This window comes from Mesorhizobium sp. CA6 (genome assembly GCF_020165035.1).
In the GTDB taxonomy this organism is placed as follows: Bacteria; Pseudomonadota; Alphaproteobacteria; order Rhizobiales; family Rhizobiaceae; genus Mesorhizobium.
Genome location: NZ_JAIUHI010000020.1, coordinates 1 through 14,340, shown reverse-complemented (window position 1 = coordinate 14,340; position 14,340 = coordinate 1). Strand labels below are relative to the sequence as shown.

Sequence of the window (14,340 nt, the reverse complement as noted above, 5' to 3'; positions counted from 1 at the left end):
CTGCATGTCGCCTGTCTGTTTGGTACGCGCTGGTCTGCCGATAGCCATGCTACGAAAATAGCATTCTCGGCCCGCGACATGTGGTGCTAGGCTCGCGCCCGTGCACCCAAGGCACGCTGCGGCCCAGCTCGCAACAGGAGGGCCCGCCAGAGGAGGAGCGGCAGAGCGGGATCGAGGCTCCAATCCAAAATCCGAAGGAACTGTTGAACCATCGCGAGGCAGCCGCGTTTCCCGTGGTTGCCACATGGGAGGAACCACCAGTGAAAGCATCCTATCTCGTCTCGGCCGCGCTCCTTGCGGCATCCGCAATGCCGGCCGCGGCTGGCGAAATCTCCGACGGCAAGGTCAAGATCGGCATCCTCAACGACCAGTCGGGCGTCTATGCCGATTTCGGCGGCAAGTGGTCGGTCGAGGCCGCCAAGATGGCGGTCGATGATTTCGGCGGCAAGGTGCAGGGCGCGCCGATCGAGATCGTCAGCGCCGACCATCAGAACAAGCCTGACATTGCCTCCAACATCGCGCGCCAGTGGTACGACACCGAGCAGGTCGACGCGATCATGGAGCTCACCACCTCGTCCGTGGCGCTGGCCGTGCAGGGGCTTTCTAAGGAAAAGAAGAAGATCGACATCGTCACCGGGGCGGCTTCCACCGACCTCACCGGCAAGCAGTGCTCGCCCTATGGTTTCCATTGGGCCTACGACACGCACTCCCAAGCGGTCGGCACCGGCGGCCAGCTGGTGAAGCAGGGCGGCGACAGCTGGTATTTCATCACCGTCGACTATGCCTTCGGCTATTCGCTGAAGGACCAGACCGCCAAGCTCGTCGAGGCGAGCGGCGGCAAAGTGCTGGGCGAGGTGCGCTATCCGCTCGGCTCCACCGACTATTCCTCCTTCCTGCTGCAGGCGCAGTCCTCCGGCGCCAAGATCGTCGGGCTCGCCAATGCCGGCCTCGACACCTCGAACTCGATCAAGCAGGCAGCCGAATTCGGCATCGTCGCTGGCGGCCAGCGGCTGGCCGCGCTCCTCTTCACGCTCGCCGAAGTGCATGGGCTGGGCCTGCAGGCAGCCCAGGGCGTGGTGCTAACCGAAGCATTCTACTGGGATCGCGACGACAAGAGCCGTGAATTCGCCCAGCGCTTCTTCAAGCGCACCAACCGCATGCCGAACATGATCCAGGCCGGCACCTATTCGGCCGTGACGCAGTATCTGAAGGCCATCGACAAGGCAGGCACCGACGGGACAGAGGCGGTTGCCAAGGAGCTGCATGAGATGCCGGTCAACGACGTCTTCACCGCCAACGGCAAGGTGCAGGCCGACGGCTCGATGGTGCACGACATGTATCTCTACCAGGTCAAGAAGCCGGAAGAGTCGAAGAAGGACTGGGACTATTACACCTATCTGGCGACCATTCCGGGCGACAAGGCCTTCATGAAGGCCGAGGACAGCGGCTGTCCGCTCGTCGCCAAGTGACGCTCGACACCGCCACCGCTGTCCGCCCGGACAGCACGGACCAGATGCCGCGGGTGGTGCTTTCCGCCCGCGGCCTGCGGCGCGACTTCGCCGGCTTCGTCGCGGTGAAGGATGTCGACCTCGACGTCCATCACGCCAAGATCCATGCGCTGATCGGCCCGAACGGCGCCGGCAAGACCACCATCTTCAACCTCTTGACCAAATTCCTGCAGCCGACCAGCGGCAGGATCGAATTGCTCGGCACCGACATCACCCGCACGCCGCCGGCGAAAGTGGCGCGCATGGGGCTCGTCCGCTCCTTCCAGATATCGGCGATCTTTCCGCACCTCTCCGTGCTCGACAATGTGCGCGTGGCGCTGCAGCGTCCAAGCGGGCTGGGCTACCAGTTCTGGCGCCCGGTCTCGGCGTTGGATCGGCTTACGCCAAGGGCGCGCGAGCTGCTCGCCATCGTCGGCCTCGATGACGCCGCGCATCGTCTCGCCGGCGATCTCTCTTACGGACGCAAGCGCGTGCTGGAGATCGCGACCACCTTGGCGCTCGACCCGAAGGTGCTTCTGCTCGATGAGCCGATGGCCGGCATGGGGCATGAGGATGTCGGCACCATCTCCGACATCATCCGCGCGCTGGCAAAAGACCGCGCCGTGCTGATGGTCGAGCACAATCTCACCGTCGTTGCCGATCTCTGCGACTGGATCACCGTCATGCAGCGCGGCCAGGTGCTGGCGGCTGGCGACTACGCCGCCGTCAGCCAGGATGAGCGCGTGCGCGTCGCCTACATGGGAACCGAGCATGAGTGAGCCGCTGCTTGCCGTGCGCGATCTCCACGCCTGGTACGGCGAGGGCCATGCGCTGCATGGCGTCAACCTCGACGTTATGCGCGGCGAGACCGTGACGCTGCTTGGCCGCAACGGCGTCGGCAAGACGACGACGCTGCGCGCCATCATGGGCTTGATCCGCAAGCGCACCGGCTCCGTCACCTTCAACGGCAAGGACCTGATCCGCCTGCCGTTGCACCGCGTCGCGCATCAGGGCATCGGCTTCGTGCCGGAGGAGCGCGGCATCTTCGCCACTCTTACCGTCGACGAGAACCTGATCCTGCCGCCGGTCGTGGCCAGGGGCGGCATGAGCGTTGAGGAGATATTCGAACTTTTTCCGAACCTCAAGGAACGCCGCAACAGCCAGGGCACGAAGCTGTCCGGCGGCGAGCAGCAGATGCTGGCCATCGCCCGCATCCTGCGGACCGGCGTCGAGATGCTTTTGCTCGACGAGCCGACGGAGGGCCTGGCGCCCGTCATCGTCCAGCGAATCGGCGAGTTGCTGGCGACGTTGAAGAAGCGCGGCATGACCATCCTGCTGGTCGAGCAGAACTTCCGCTTCGCCGCCCGCATCGCCGACCGCTTCTACCTGATGGACCACGGCAAGGTGGTGGAGGGTTTTGCCGTCGGCCAGCTGACCGCGCATACCGACAAGCTGCACGAGGTGCTGGGGGTATGATGGTGCCATGACCATGATCTTCGGCATCCCCATCCAGGCGTTCCTCGGCCAACTCCTCGTTGGCCTGATCAACGGCTCCTTCTACGCCATGCTCAGCCTCGGGCTCGCCGTCATCTTCGGCCTGCTGCGCATAATCAATTTCGCCCATGGTGCGCTCTATATGCTGGGCGCCTTCATCGGCTATCTGCTGCTGGTGCATTTGGGCATCGGCTACTGGCTGGCGCTGGTCCTGGTGCCGCTTGTCGTCGGCCTGTTCGGCATGGCGGTCGAGCGCCTTGCTTTGTCGCATCTCTACCGCCTCGACCCACTCTATGGCCTGCTCTTCACCTTTGGCCTCGCCTTGGTCATCGAAGGCGTGTTCCGCTATTATTACGGCGTCTCCGGCAATCCATACGCCGTGCCCGCGCTGCTTGCCGGCGGCACCAATCTCGGCTTCATGTTCCTGCCCAATTATCGCGGCTGGGTGGTGGCGGCTTCGCTCATCGTCTGCATCGGCACCTGGCTGCTGATCGAGAAGACCAGACTAGGCTCCTACCTGCGCGCCGCCACCGAGAGCCCGGAACTGGTCCAGGCCTTCGGCGTCAACGTGCCGCTTCTGCTCACGCTCACCTACGGGCTGGGCGCGGCGCTTGCGGGCTTAGCCGGCATCCTTGCCGCTCCCGTCTATCAGGTCAGCCCGCTGATGGGCTCGGATCTCATCATCGTCGTCTTCGCCGTCGTCGTGGTCGGCGGCATGGGCTCGATCCTCGGCGCCATCGTCACCGGCTACTTGCTCGGCCTCGCCGAGGGCCTGACCAAGGTCTTCTATCCCGAGGCCTCGAACCTCGTCGTCTTCGTCATCATGGCGATCGTGCTTTTGCTCAGGCCTGCCGGCCTGTTCGGAAGGGACGCCTGAGATGAGCCAAGCGACCCTTCACGCAGAACGCGCCGCCGCCTCGGTGAGGCTCGAACGGGCGCTGGTGGTGCTGGGCATCGTGGCGCTGATCGCCGCGCCCTTCGTCATCTACCCGATCTTCGTCATGAAGATGCTGTGCTTCGCGCTGTTCGCCTGCGCCTTCAACCTGCTCTTGGGCTACACCGGCCTGCTTTCCTTCGGCCATGCCGCCTTCTTCGGCGGCGCGGCCTATTTTTGCGCCTATGCGGTGAAGGCCTGGGGCTGGCCGCCAGAGGCCGGCATCCTGCTCGGCACCGCAGGTGCCGCGGGCATGGGCCTCGTCATGGGCTTCCTCGCCATCCGCCGGCAGGGCATCTATTTCTCTATGATCACACTGGCGCTGGCGCAGATGTTCTATTTCTTCTGCGTCCAGGCGCCCTTCACCGAGGGCGAGGACGGCATCCAGGGCGTGCCTCGCGGCCACCTGTTCGGCGTCGTAGACCTCAACGTCACGATGAACATGTATTTCTTCGTGCTCGCCGTCTTCCTGATCGGCGTCTTCGCCGTCTGGCGCATCGTCAACTCGCCTTTCGGCATGGTCCTGCGCTCCATCCGCGAGAACGAGAACCGCGCCATTTCGCTCGGCTACTCCGTCGGCCGCTACAAGCTCGCCGCCTTCGTCATGTCGGCGGCGCTCGCCGGCTTTGCCGGCGCGACGAAGACGATCGTCTTCCAGTTCGCCACGCTCACCGACGTCACCTGGCAGATGTCGGGCGAAGTGATCCTGATGACGCTGCTCGGCGGCATTGGCACCATGGCCGGCCCGGCGGTCGGCGCCGGCCTTGTCGTCGGACTGGAGAATACGCTCGCGACATCCGGCTTTCCGGTGACCATCGCCACGGGGCTGATTTTCATGGTCTGCGTGCTGGTATTCCGGCGTGGGATTGTCGGAGAGATCTATGCAAGATGGCTGGGGCGGAGGGCGGGCGGCAAGAACTCCTAAGCTGCGGCCGCCCCGAACCGCTCAATCTCTTTGAGTTCATCCCGTATGGAGGTGCCCTCGACGGCGAGGTCATAGCTGGCCTGCATGTTCATCCAGAACTGCGGAGTCGTTCCAAAGAACTTTGCGAGGCGCAAAGCGGTGTCTGGCGTAACAGGCGTGGTCTCGTTGGCAAGGCGTTCGATACGCGTACGTGGGACGTGAAGCTTCTTCGCCAAAGTGTAGGGCTTCAGGCCAAGTGGTTCGAGGAACTCGGCCCTCAATATCTCGCCGGGATGGATAGGCTTGTCGAGGTTGATCATTTGGTTCCGCTCATGTCGGGATAGAGCTGGTTGGTTCAGCTAATGATAGTCGGTGATCTCTACATCGTCCGCTCCGCCATCCGTCCACCGAAAGCAAACGCGAAATTGGTCGTTGATACGGATCGAGTACTGACCGGCGCGATCGCCCTTCAGCGCTTCAAGCCGGTTTCCCGGTGGGACCTTGAGGTCGGCCAGTTCGAGAGCGTTGTCCAACATGAACAGTTTCCGTTGAGCGACACGAACGAGATCTGCCGGGAATCCTTTCGGAGCTTTGCCTGTCGAAACCGCCTCAGTGATCCTGTCTCTGAACGAGCGTATCATCCACTTCCCCCGAGACGTATCTTCTCATGATGCGGCTCCAAGATCAAGCGTAAAGTATCATGTCGTGATACGAAACGCCTCGAAGGGATTATATTGAGGCAAGGTGCGCCCGCCGGCACTTCCAGCCACCTTCACCCGGTCCATCGCCATAAACGTGCGACAGCCAAGGTGGTGCCCGGCTACGCCGCGCGCTTCGGTTCGACCGCGAACGGGCTGAGCCCGAGCCAGCTTTGCATCTTCCTGCCAATAGCCTTGTCGCCGGTCAGGACGACCTTCACGCCGGCCTTCTCGACAGTCAGCACGCCCATCCAGATTGCGGTCATCGTGTGGAGATCGGTCGAGACGTAGAGGTCGACCTCGAAGCCCGGATCGTACCAGCACAAATCGACCTCACCATGCTTCTCGACGATCAGCCACCACGAGCGTTTCGAGGCTGGGAGGTCCTGATACAGAAATTGTATCACGGTTCTTCCATCAGGCAGCGGCGAGGGGTTCAGATTACGCCGCATATCCCACATCAGCAGCGACGGATCGAGGTTCTTCAACGACAGCCGGGACTCGACCCATTTCTGTCCCCAAAAACCCATCGCCTCGACAACAGGGCGCAAGTCGCGTCCCGCCTCGGTCAGCCGGTAGTCGAAGATACCCTTCTCGCCGGGGACTTCCCGGCGCTCCACGATCCCTGCCAACTCCAGCTCCTTCAGCCGTTGCGACAGAAGGGTCGGCGACATTTTCGGCACACCGCGGCGCAGGTCGTTGAAGCGGGTCGAGCCCGCCACCAGCTCGCGCATCAACACCATCGTCCAGCGGGTACACAGCACCTCGGCGGCCATCGATAGCGGGCAGAACTGCTTGTAACCGTGCTGGGTCATGATCGGCACCTCCTCCAGAGTTGGCCGGACATTAGACCTTCATGAATGAAGCGGCGAGTACAGAAACTGTACCGGGCCGGTACAGATCCAGGACTGGTTGGCGCGAGCCCTGCCGTGCGAGCCGTTTGGCCGACGCACGGGATCTCCCTGTGCGCAGCAACCAGGAGAATGACCATGACCGCTTACCTTATCGCGGACATCAAGGTGAAAGATCCGAAATGGATACCGGACTACGCCGCTACCGTGCACGACCTCGTTCACAAGCACGGCGGCAGGTATCTGGCGCGCAGCGGCAATGTGAAGACGCTCGAGGGCAAGCCGCTCGACACGACGCTGATCGCGCTGATGGCCTTCCCATCGGAAGCGGCGGCGAACGCCTTCACCAATGATCCGGCCTACGCCCCCTTCGTGTCGGCCCGCCAGGGCGGCAGCGACAGCCGCTTTCAGCTGATCGACAACACCGACCTGGCCGGAACGATTTCATACCTGCCGAAGGGATGATCGGCGGCCGCCGCATCGAACCCGGGAATCATCAAGCACAAACAGCCACGGCGCTTGCACCTTCGCCGACGTGAACCCGAAAGTGTCGTGCGAACACGCGGCGTCGCCGACCCAGTAGAGGTTGGAGATTGGCGAAAGCCAGGACGGCAACCGATCTCCCCACTTGTTGGGGAGGTCGGCAGCTTCGACGCCTCACCCCACCGGCACCTCCAGTCCCACCTTCACCCGGTCCATGGCGACAAACGTGCGAAACCTTTTGACGTTGTTGTTCTCAAAGAACAGCCGCCTGGTCAGCGCCTCGTAATCGGCCATCGTCGCCACCGTGACGACGAGGATGAAATCGGCCTCGCCGGTGACGTAGTAGCATTGCTGCACTTCGGGCACTTGGGCAAAGCCGCGCTTGGCGGCATCGATCAGCTCGGCGCGTTCGCTCTCCACCTCGACCTCGACGAAGATCGTGATCGGGTGGCCGACCTTGGCCGGATCGACCAGCGCTACATTGGCGCGAATGACGCCGGTCTCCTCCATGCGCTTGATGCGCCGCTGAACGGCGGGCGCCGACAGGTTGACCCTCTCGCCGATCGTGCGCTGCGGCGTGGCGTTGTCCTTCTGCAGGATGGCGAGGATGGCGCGGTCGAAGGCGTCGAGTTCGGGCGAAATGGACATGGCAGCGTTTCCCAACGAAACAAACTTGCAATTCAAGCGCCAAAACAGAGCGCCTTTCTCGCTTGGCCTGCAATAAATTTCAGTCGTCAAGATGGAGAAAGCCGACCATGTTCCTGCTCAACCGCCACCCGGACCATCGCCAGCCGCTGACCGAGGAGGACGCCGTGACGCTTGGGCTCGCCGGGTCCGACGAGGCCGAGCGCTTCCTTGCCGCGCGCGACAACCATGCCGAGACGCCGCTGCACGCCCTGCCGGCGCTGGCGGGCGAACTCGGCATCGGCGCGCTGCACGTCAAGGACGAGGGCAAGCGCCTCGGCCTCGGCAGCTTCAAGGCGTTGGGCGGCGCCTATGCCGTCATGCATCTGGTGCTGAAGCAGGCAGGCAGGCAGCTCGGCCGCGCCGTCGCGGTCGAGGACCTGCACAAGCCTGAGGTGAAGGCGATCGCCGGGCAGATGACTTTCGCCTGCGCGACCGACGGCAATCATGGACGCTCGGTGGCGCAGGGTGCCGGCCTTGTCGGCGCGCGCTCCGTCATCTTCGTCCACTCCGGCGTCAGCAACGAACGCGTGGCGGCCATTGCCCGCTTCGGCGCGGAGATGGTGCGCGTCGCCGGCGATTACGACCAGTCGGTCAGGGAAGCCGCCCGCGTCGCCGCCGAGCGCGGCTGGACCGTCGTCTCCGATACGTCCTGGCCGGGCTATGAGCGCATACCCGGGCTTGTGATGCAGGGCTACACGGTGATCGTGCGTGAAGCACTGAAGCGTTTGCCTGAGCCACCCACCCACGTCTTCCTTCAGGCCGGTGTCGGCGGCTTCGCCGCGGCTGTAGGTGGCCATCTCGCCATCATGCTTGGCGAGGATCGCCCGAAGGCAATCGTGGTCGAGCCGGCGCGCGCGGCCTGCGTCTATGAGACGGCCAAGGCCGGACGCCCGGTCACGATCGCGCACAGTAAGCCCACTGTCATGGCGATGCTCGAATGCTACGAGCCGTCTCTGGTCGCCTGGCGCGTGCTGTCGCGGATCGGCGATGCCTTCATGACCGTGGACGAGGAAGATGCCGTCGCGGTGATGAACCGTCTGGCGAGACCTGCCGGCAACGATCCGGCGATCGTCTCGGGCGAGAGCGGCGGGGCAGGGCTCGCCGGTCTGATACGCGCGGCCGCTGACAAGACGATGCGCGCGGCGCTTGGTCTCGATGGGAATTCCCGCGTGCTGATCATCAATTCCGAAGGCGCCACCGATCCCGGCCGCTATGCCGAGCTGGTCGGAATGGCGCCGGAAGAAGTCGCGCAAGCGAGGCTGCCGGCATGAGCAATCTGATGATCAACGCCGACCGGCTTCTCGGCCGTATCCAGGAACTCGGCAGTATCGGCCGCGATGCGCAGGGGCGGCTGGTCCGCGTCGCCGCCTCCGAGATGGACCGGCTCGGCCGCGACCGCTTCGTCGGCTGGCTGGAAGAGGCAGGGCTCGAGGTCGCCGTCGACCGCATCGGCAACATTTTTGGCATCTGGCGGGACGACGCCAATGCGGGCCAGCCGCCGGTCATGCTCGGCTCGCATATCGACACGGTGATCGACGCCGGCATCTATGACGGCTGCTATGGCGTGCTTGCCGGCCTCGAAGCGATCGAGAGCCTGAGGGAGGCCGGCTTCGCGCCGGCGCGCCCGATCGTGGTTGCCGCCTTCACCAATGAGGAGGGCGTGCGCTTCTCGCCCGACATGATGGGCTCGCTGGTCTTTGCCGGCGGTCGGAACCTCGAGGAAGCGCTGGCCTCGGTCGGCACCGACGGCACGGTGCTGGGCAAGGAGCTGGAGCGCATCGGCTATGCCGGTCGGCATCAGCCCGGCTTCCTCAAGCCGCATGCCTATGTCGAGCTGCATGTCGAGCAGGGGCCGGTGCTCGAGCGCGAGGGCATCGCCATCGGCGCGGTCGAAAACCTGCAGGGCATTTCCTGGCAGCGCGTTACCATCGACGGCGAGGCCAACCATGCCGGCACCACGCCGATGTCGATGCGAAAGGACGCAGGCGTCGCCGCCGCCCGCGTGATCGGCTTCTTGGCGGACCGGGCCAGCGCCTCGTCGACGCGCACCGTCGCCACCGTCGGCACCATCGCGTTCGAGCCGAACGCCATCAACGTCATCCCGTCGCGCGCGACCTTCACCATCGACCTGCGCGATCCCGACGAAACGCATCTTCGCGAAGAGGAGGCGGCGCTTGCCGCCTTCCTCGACAAGCTGGCCGCAAGCGCCGGCGTCACCGTCCATGCCGAAAGCCTGGCGCGTTTCGAGCCGGTGACCTTCGATGCCCGCATCGTCTCGCTGATCGAGGACGGCGCCAGGGCCGCCGGCCTTTCGTGCCGGCGCATGACCTCGGGCGCCGGCCACGACGCGCAGATGATCGCCCGTATCGCGCCGTCCGCGATGATCTTCGTGCCGAGCCGGGGCGGCATCAGCCATAACCCCACCGAGTTCACCGCTCCCGACGAGCTGGTCGCCGGCGCCAACATCCTGCTTGGCGTCGCCGCCCGGCTGGCGGCCGACTGATCGCGGGAGGAATCAGATAGGCGTGCCGCTGGGGGTGAAATACCACCAAAAATAGTCATTCTGGCTGTATCTGGTCGTCCCGAAGCGAATATCCGGCGACATCCAATCGAAACAAACTTCAATCACTTAGCCAATTAAAGCATCCAAAATCGCGCCCGAATCGCGCCCGCCGACAGAGTCAGTGCCTCGCAGGAAGACTAGCATGTTGCTTCTCAACCAACGTCCCGAACACAACCAGCCGTTGGTTGCCGCCGATGCCGAGTCGCTCGGCATCGCGGGGGGCGAGCGGGCCGAGCGTTACCTCAAGGCGCGCGACGATCATGCCGAAACGCCGCTGCACGCCTTGCCGGTGCTGGCCGATCACCTCGGCGTCGCGGCGCTTTATGTCAAGGACGAAGGCCAGCGTCTCGGCCTTGGCAGCTTCAAGGCGCTGGGCGGCGCCTATGCCGTCATGCGGCTGGTGCTGGAGGAGGCGGGCAAACGCTTCGGGCGCGATGTCGATATCGGCGAGATCAACGATCCCAAGCTGCGCGCCATCGCTGCTCAGATGACATTCTGCTGCGCAACGGATGGCAACCATGGCCGTTCGGTGGCGCAGGGGGCCGGCCTCGTCGGCGCGCGTTCGGTGATTTACGTCCATGCTGGCGTAAGCCGCGAGCGTGTCGCGGCCATCGCTCGCTTCGGCGCCGAGATTGTCGAGGTCGAGGGCGGCTATGACCATGCGGTGCGCGAAGTCGCCCGCGTCGGTGCCGAGCGCGGCTGGAAGATCGTCTCCAACACGTCCTGGCTCGGCTATGAGCGCGTCCCCGGACTGGTCATGCAGGGCTACACGGTGATCGTGCGCGAGACGCTGCGGCGCTTGGCCGAGCCACCGACGCATGTCTTCCTGCAGGCCGGCGTCGGTGGCTTCGCGGCGGCGATCGCCGGCCATGTGGCGGTCATGCTTGGCTCCAGGCGGCCGAAAGCCGTGGTGGTCGAGCCGCGGCGCTCGGCTTGCGTCTACGCCTCGGCTGAGGCCGGACGTCCGGTGACGATCGCCCAGCAGCAGCCGACCGTGATGACGATGCTCGAATGTGCCGAGCCGTCCTTGGTCGCCTGGCGCGTGCTGGCGCGCGTCGGCGACGCCTTCATGACGGTCGAAGAAGAGGACGCGGTCGCCGTGATGAAGCGGCTGGCGCAGCCCTTGGGCAACGATCCGGCCATCGTCTCCGGCGAGAGCGGCGGCGTCGGGCTCGCCGGACTGGTCCGCGCTGCGGGCGACGGGCAGATGCGCGCGGCGTTAGGTCTCGATGCCGGCTCCCGCGTGCTCGTCGTCAACTCGGAGGGCGCCACCGACCATGGCCGCTTTGCCGAGCTGGTCGGGATGGCGCCGGCAGAGGTGTTCCTGCAGACTGCCTGAGAGCAATTCCGGGAAAAGTTGCGACGGTGGTGCGAAGAAGGTTCGTAGTGGCTAGGCAATCGGCGACGGCGGTCGAGCGCTAAATTCCCTCCAAGAGGGGAGATGCCCGGCAGGCCAGAGGGGGCGCTGTCCCACCGGCGTTTCAGTTTTTTGCAGTCACAGCCAAGCCGGTAGCGACCAGCTCCACCCCAACAAAATCAACGCCGCGATCCTTCACGCCCCCTCTGGCCTGCCGGCCTTCTCCCCCTCTTGGGGGAAGATTAACTGAACCACTCCCGGTAACCCTTTTTTCTCTGCTTTCATGCAATATTGCCGGGACGGGATGGCAAGAACAAAGAATGGCGGACGACGATAAACGCAACGGTAAGTTCTGGGCGCTGGCGCTTGATCGCGCTCATCTCGGCCTATGGGACTGGAATTTGTCGACCGGCGATTGCTACTATTCGCCGACCTGGTCGAAGATGTTGGGCTATGAGGCGAACGAGCTCGCCAACACGCCCGATCTCTGGCTGAAGCTGACCCATCCCGACGATCGCCGGCGCGCGCAGGAAAGCGGCGACCGGCATATTGCGGGCCTCGTCGAATCCATCGAGACGGAGCTGCGCCTGCGCCACAAGGACGGCCACTGGGTCTGGGTGCTCGACCGCGGCGGCATTGTCGAGCGCGACGCCGACGGCAAGCCGCTTCGGATGATGGGCGTGCAGACCGACATCACCCGGCAGAAAGAGGCCGAGGCGGCGCTCGAGCAGGTCAACATCCGCTTCCGCCTCGCGATTGCCGCCAGCGGCACGGGCATCTGGCACCACGATATCGGTACGAAGAAGAGCTATTGGGACGCGCGCACGCGCGAGATCTTCGGCCTGATTGCCGATACCGATGAGGTGACGGCCGACCTCTGGCACACCTACCTTCATCCCGACGACAAGGAAGCTACCGAGCGAGCGCATCTGATCGCCCCCGGCTCGAACAGCGTCGTCGCCTCGCAATACCGGATCATCCTGCGTGACGGCCAGGTCCGCCATCTCGAGTCGCTGGTGCGTTTCATTGCCGGCGTCGGCTCGGCCGGCCAGATTTTGGGCACGGTACGCGACATCACCGAGGAGAAGACGCGCGCCGAGGAGCTTGCCTTCGCCGCGCGTCACGACGCGCTGACCGGGTTGTTCAACCGTTCGGCCTTCGACCGGCTGCTTGCCGAGAACATTGCCATGGCCGGGCGGCTGCCGCTTGCCGTGTTCTATGTCGATCTCGACTACTTCAAGGCGCTCAACGACTATGCCGGCCATGCCGCCGGAGACCTCGCGCTGAAGAGCGTCGCGGCGGGCATCCTCGCCAGCCTGCCCGCGTCGGCGCAGGCGGCGCGCCTCGGCGGCGACGAATTCGCGCTTTTGGTGCCGAACTGCAATGACGCCTGTGCCGAGCACCTTGCCCGCGCGGTGCTTGCCGCGGTGCGCGACGCCGATATCGGCACTGCCGTCACCTCGCGCAGGCTTGCCGCCAGCATCGGCATCGCCTTTGTGCGCGACCCCAACATGAGCGTGGCCGACGCGCTCGCCTGCGCCGACGATGCCTGCTACGCCGCCAAGGCCGGCGGCCGGGACCGCTTCGCGGTGTTCTCGCCGGAAACGACGTCGGGCGCCGGCCTCAATGCCGCACGGTTGGGCGCGGACCTTGTCGATGCGATGGAGGACGGCCGGTTGAAGCTGTTCGGTCAGCAAATCCATCGGCTCGGCCAGCCATGGGAAGATAGCCGCCACGTCGAGGTGCTGGCCAGGCTCGAGGCCCGCAACGGCAAGATGATCCCGCCCGGCGATTTCATGCCGGTCGCCGAACGCTTCGGCCTTGCCGCCCGGCTCGACCGCTGGATCATCCGCACCGCGCTGACGCGCCACGGCGAGGCGATGCGCGCGGGCGCCATCTCGCTCGACTTCAACCTGTCGGCGCAGACGCTTTCCGATCCGCAGCTCTGGGATTTCGTCGACGAGGCCATCGCCGACGGCGGCGCGCCGGCCCCGGCCATCGGCTTCGAGATCACCGAAACCGCCGCCGTCACCAATTTCGATGCCGCGGCCGAGTTCCTGCGCAAGGCCAGGCAACGCCGCTGCCGCGTCAGCCTCGACGATTTCGGCGCCGGGATGAGTTCGTTCGAATATCTCAGGCGCTTCCCCGTCGATGCTATCAAGATCGACGGCTCCTTCGTCGAGCACATCGCCGAAAGCCGGTTCGACCGCGAGATCGTTTCGGCGATCACCGGTATCGCCCGCTCGATGGGCGCTGCCGTGGTGGCAGAGAAGGTCGAGGACAGGAACGCGCTGGATATTCTCATGGACATGGGCGTTGCCTATGGCCAGGGCTATTTCCTGCACCGGCCCGAGCCGCTGGAGGCGATCGTGGCGAGAGCCGCAATCGGCACTGCGTCACCGTCGCGGCCGCATGCTAGGTCGGCACAAAAATAAGACGTTCCTAAAATTGCAATCACTCATTTAAGGGCGCCGTAATCCGGCGCGACGATGATCCGAGCTCACAAAATGGACCGGAGCGCGTGGATGAAAACCCTTCCCTTGTTTGCGGCAACTGCAATCGGCCTGCTCGGCATCTTCGCCACGCAGTCGTCCTATGCGGGCTCCGACAATGGCGGCGGGTTGACGGCGGCGTCCGCAGCCGACCCTGACGACGATCAGGTCAATACATCCAGCGTCAGCGACGACAATGAAGCCGCCGACAATGATGAGGCCGGGCACAAGGGCGACGGCGCCGCTACCGGCTCGCATGAAGGCGACCAGGACGGCGATCATCAGGGCGACGATCATGACGGCGACGATCATGACGGCGACCACGAAGGCGCGGACGGTGCCAGCCATGACGGCGGCGCAGACAGCGGCGGCCACGACGGTGGCGGCGAC

The 14,340-nt window shown here is 64.7% G+C and carries 15 protein-coding genes; 11 read left to right on the top strand and 4 right to left on the bottom strand.

The genetic code is table 11. The annotated features are described in order from the left end of the window. Nucleotides 1-260 precede the first annotated feature (260 nt). The 5 genes from LB526_RS25130 to LB526_RS25110 are packed head-to-tail and all read left to right on the top strand — an operon-like array spanning nucleotide 261 to nucleotide 4,840. The gene (locus tag LB526_RS25130) at nucleotides 261-1,469 is read left to right on the top strand and encodes an ABC transporter substrate-binding protein (RefSeq protein ID WP_224630166.1); all 1,209 of its coding nucleotides are present in this window, start codon (nucleotides 261-263) and stop codon (nucleotides 1,467-1,469) included. Nucleotides 1,470-1,513: 44 nt separating this feature from the next. Then, entirely contained in the window at nucleotides 1,514-2,266 is a 753-nt protein-coding gene (locus LB526_RS25125) for an ABC transporter ATP-binding protein (RefSeq protein ID WP_224630212.1), read from the top strand. Then, nucleotides 2,259-2,963, top strand: a complete 705-nt coding sequence (locus LB526_RS25120) for an ABC transporter ATP-binding protein (protein WP_224630165.1) — start codon at nucleotides 2,259-2,261, stop codon at nucleotides 2,961-2,963. Before LB526_RS25125 ends, LB526_RS25120 begins: the two co-directional genes overlap by 8 nt. A 7-nt stretch (nucleotides 2,964-2,970) precedes the next feature. Further along, nucleotides 2,971-3,858: a branched-chain amino acid ABC transporter permease gene (locus LB526_RS25115; RefSeq protein WP_224630164.1), complete on the top strand. Its 888-nt coding sequence runs from the start codon at nucleotides 2,971-2,973 to the stop codon at nucleotides 3,856-3,858. A gap of 1 nt (nucleotide 3,859) precedes the next feature. Then, on the top strand, nucleotides 3,860-4,840 hold the full coding sequence (locus LB526_RS25110) for a branched-chain amino acid ABC transporter permease (protein ID WP_224630163.1): 981 nt from the start codon (nucleotides 3,860-3,862) through the stop codon (nucleotides 4,838-4,840). On the opposite strand, the gene LB526_RS25105 is transcribed toward LB526_RS25110, so the two are convergent. The 3 genes from LB526_RS25105 to LB526_RS25095 form a co-directional block, all read right to left on the bottom strand. Continuing rightward, nucleotides 4,837-5,139: a HigA family addiction module antitoxin gene (locus LB526_RS25105; RefSeq protein ID WP_140840657.1), complete on the bottom strand. Its 303-nt coding sequence runs from the start codon at nucleotides 5,137-5,139 to the stop codon at nucleotides 4,837-4,839. The two genes, LB526_RS25110 and LB526_RS25105, sit on opposite strands and share 4 nt — an antisense overlap. A gap of 39 nt (nucleotides 5,140-5,178) precedes the next feature. Then, on the bottom strand, nucleotides 5,179-5,460 hold the full coding sequence (locus tag LB526_RS25100; protein WP_140840659.1) for a type II toxin-antitoxin system RelE/ParE family toxin: 282 nt from the start codon (nucleotides 5,458-5,460) through the stop codon (nucleotides 5,179-5,181). 179 nt (nucleotides 5,461-5,639) lie between these two features. Further along, nucleotides 5,640-6,332 (bottom strand): winged helix-turn-helix transcriptional regulator, encoded by a 693-nt coding sequence (locus tag LB526_RS25095; protein ID WP_140840661.1) that lies wholly within the window; start codon nucleotides 6,330-6,332, stop codon nucleotides 5,640-5,642. A 174-nt stretch (nucleotides 6,333-6,506) separates the two neighbouring features. Between LB526_RS25095 and LB526_RS25090 the strand changes: the two genes are divergently transcribed. Continuing rightward, complete coding sequence (locus LB526_RS25090; protein ID WP_224630162.1) at nucleotides 6,507-6,833, top strand: DUF1330 domain-containing protein; 327 nt, start codon at nucleotides 6,507-6,509, stop codon at nucleotides 6,831-6,833. 192 nt (nucleotides 6,834-7,025) lie between these two features. Here the strand turns inward: LB526_RS25090 and LB526_RS25085 are convergent, their stop codons facing one another. Beyond that, a complete protein-coding gene (locus tag LB526_RS25085; protein ID WP_181174745.1) occupies nucleotides 7,026-7,499 on the bottom strand; it encodes an Lrp/AsnC family transcriptional regulator in 474 nt (157 codons plus the stop codon). Nucleotides 7,500-7,606: 107 nt separating this feature from the next. Here LB526_RS25085 and LB526_RS25080 point away from each other — a divergent pair, with 107 nt between their 5' ends. The 5 genes from LB526_RS25080 to LB526_RS25060 form a co-directional block, all read left to right on the top strand. Continuing rightward, on the top strand, nucleotides 7,607-8,809 hold the full coding sequence (locus LB526_RS25080) for a diaminopropionate ammonia-lyase (protein ID WP_224630161.1): 1,203 nt from the start codon (nucleotides 7,607-7,609) through the stop codon (nucleotides 8,807-8,809). After that, a complete protein-coding gene (locus tag LB526_RS25075) occupies nucleotides 8,806-10,041 on the top strand; it encodes a Zn-dependent hydrolase (protein ID WP_224630160.1) in 1,236 nt (411 codons plus the stop codon). Before LB526_RS25080 ends, LB526_RS25075 begins: the two co-directional genes overlap by 4 nt. A 202-nt stretch (nucleotides 10,042-10,243) precedes the next feature. After that, nucleotides 10,244-11,440 (top strand): diaminopropionate ammonia-lyase, encoded by a 1,197-nt coding sequence (locus LB526_RS25070; RefSeq protein ID WP_224630159.1) that lies wholly within the window; start codon nucleotides 10,244-10,246, stop codon nucleotides 11,438-11,440. Between the two features lie 338 nt (nucleotides 11,441-11,778). Next, nucleotides 11,779-13,893 (top strand): EAL domain-containing protein, encoded by a 2,115-nt coding sequence (locus LB526_RS25065; RefSeq protein WP_224630158.1) that lies wholly within the window; start codon nucleotides 11,779-11,781, stop codon nucleotides 13,891-13,893. Nucleotides 13,894-13,983: 90 nt separating this feature from the next. Next, nucleotides 13,984-14,340, top strand: a 357-nt coding sequence (locus tag LB526_RS25060; RefSeq protein WP_224630157.1) for a hypothetical protein, incomplete at its 3' end; no start/stop codon positions are given.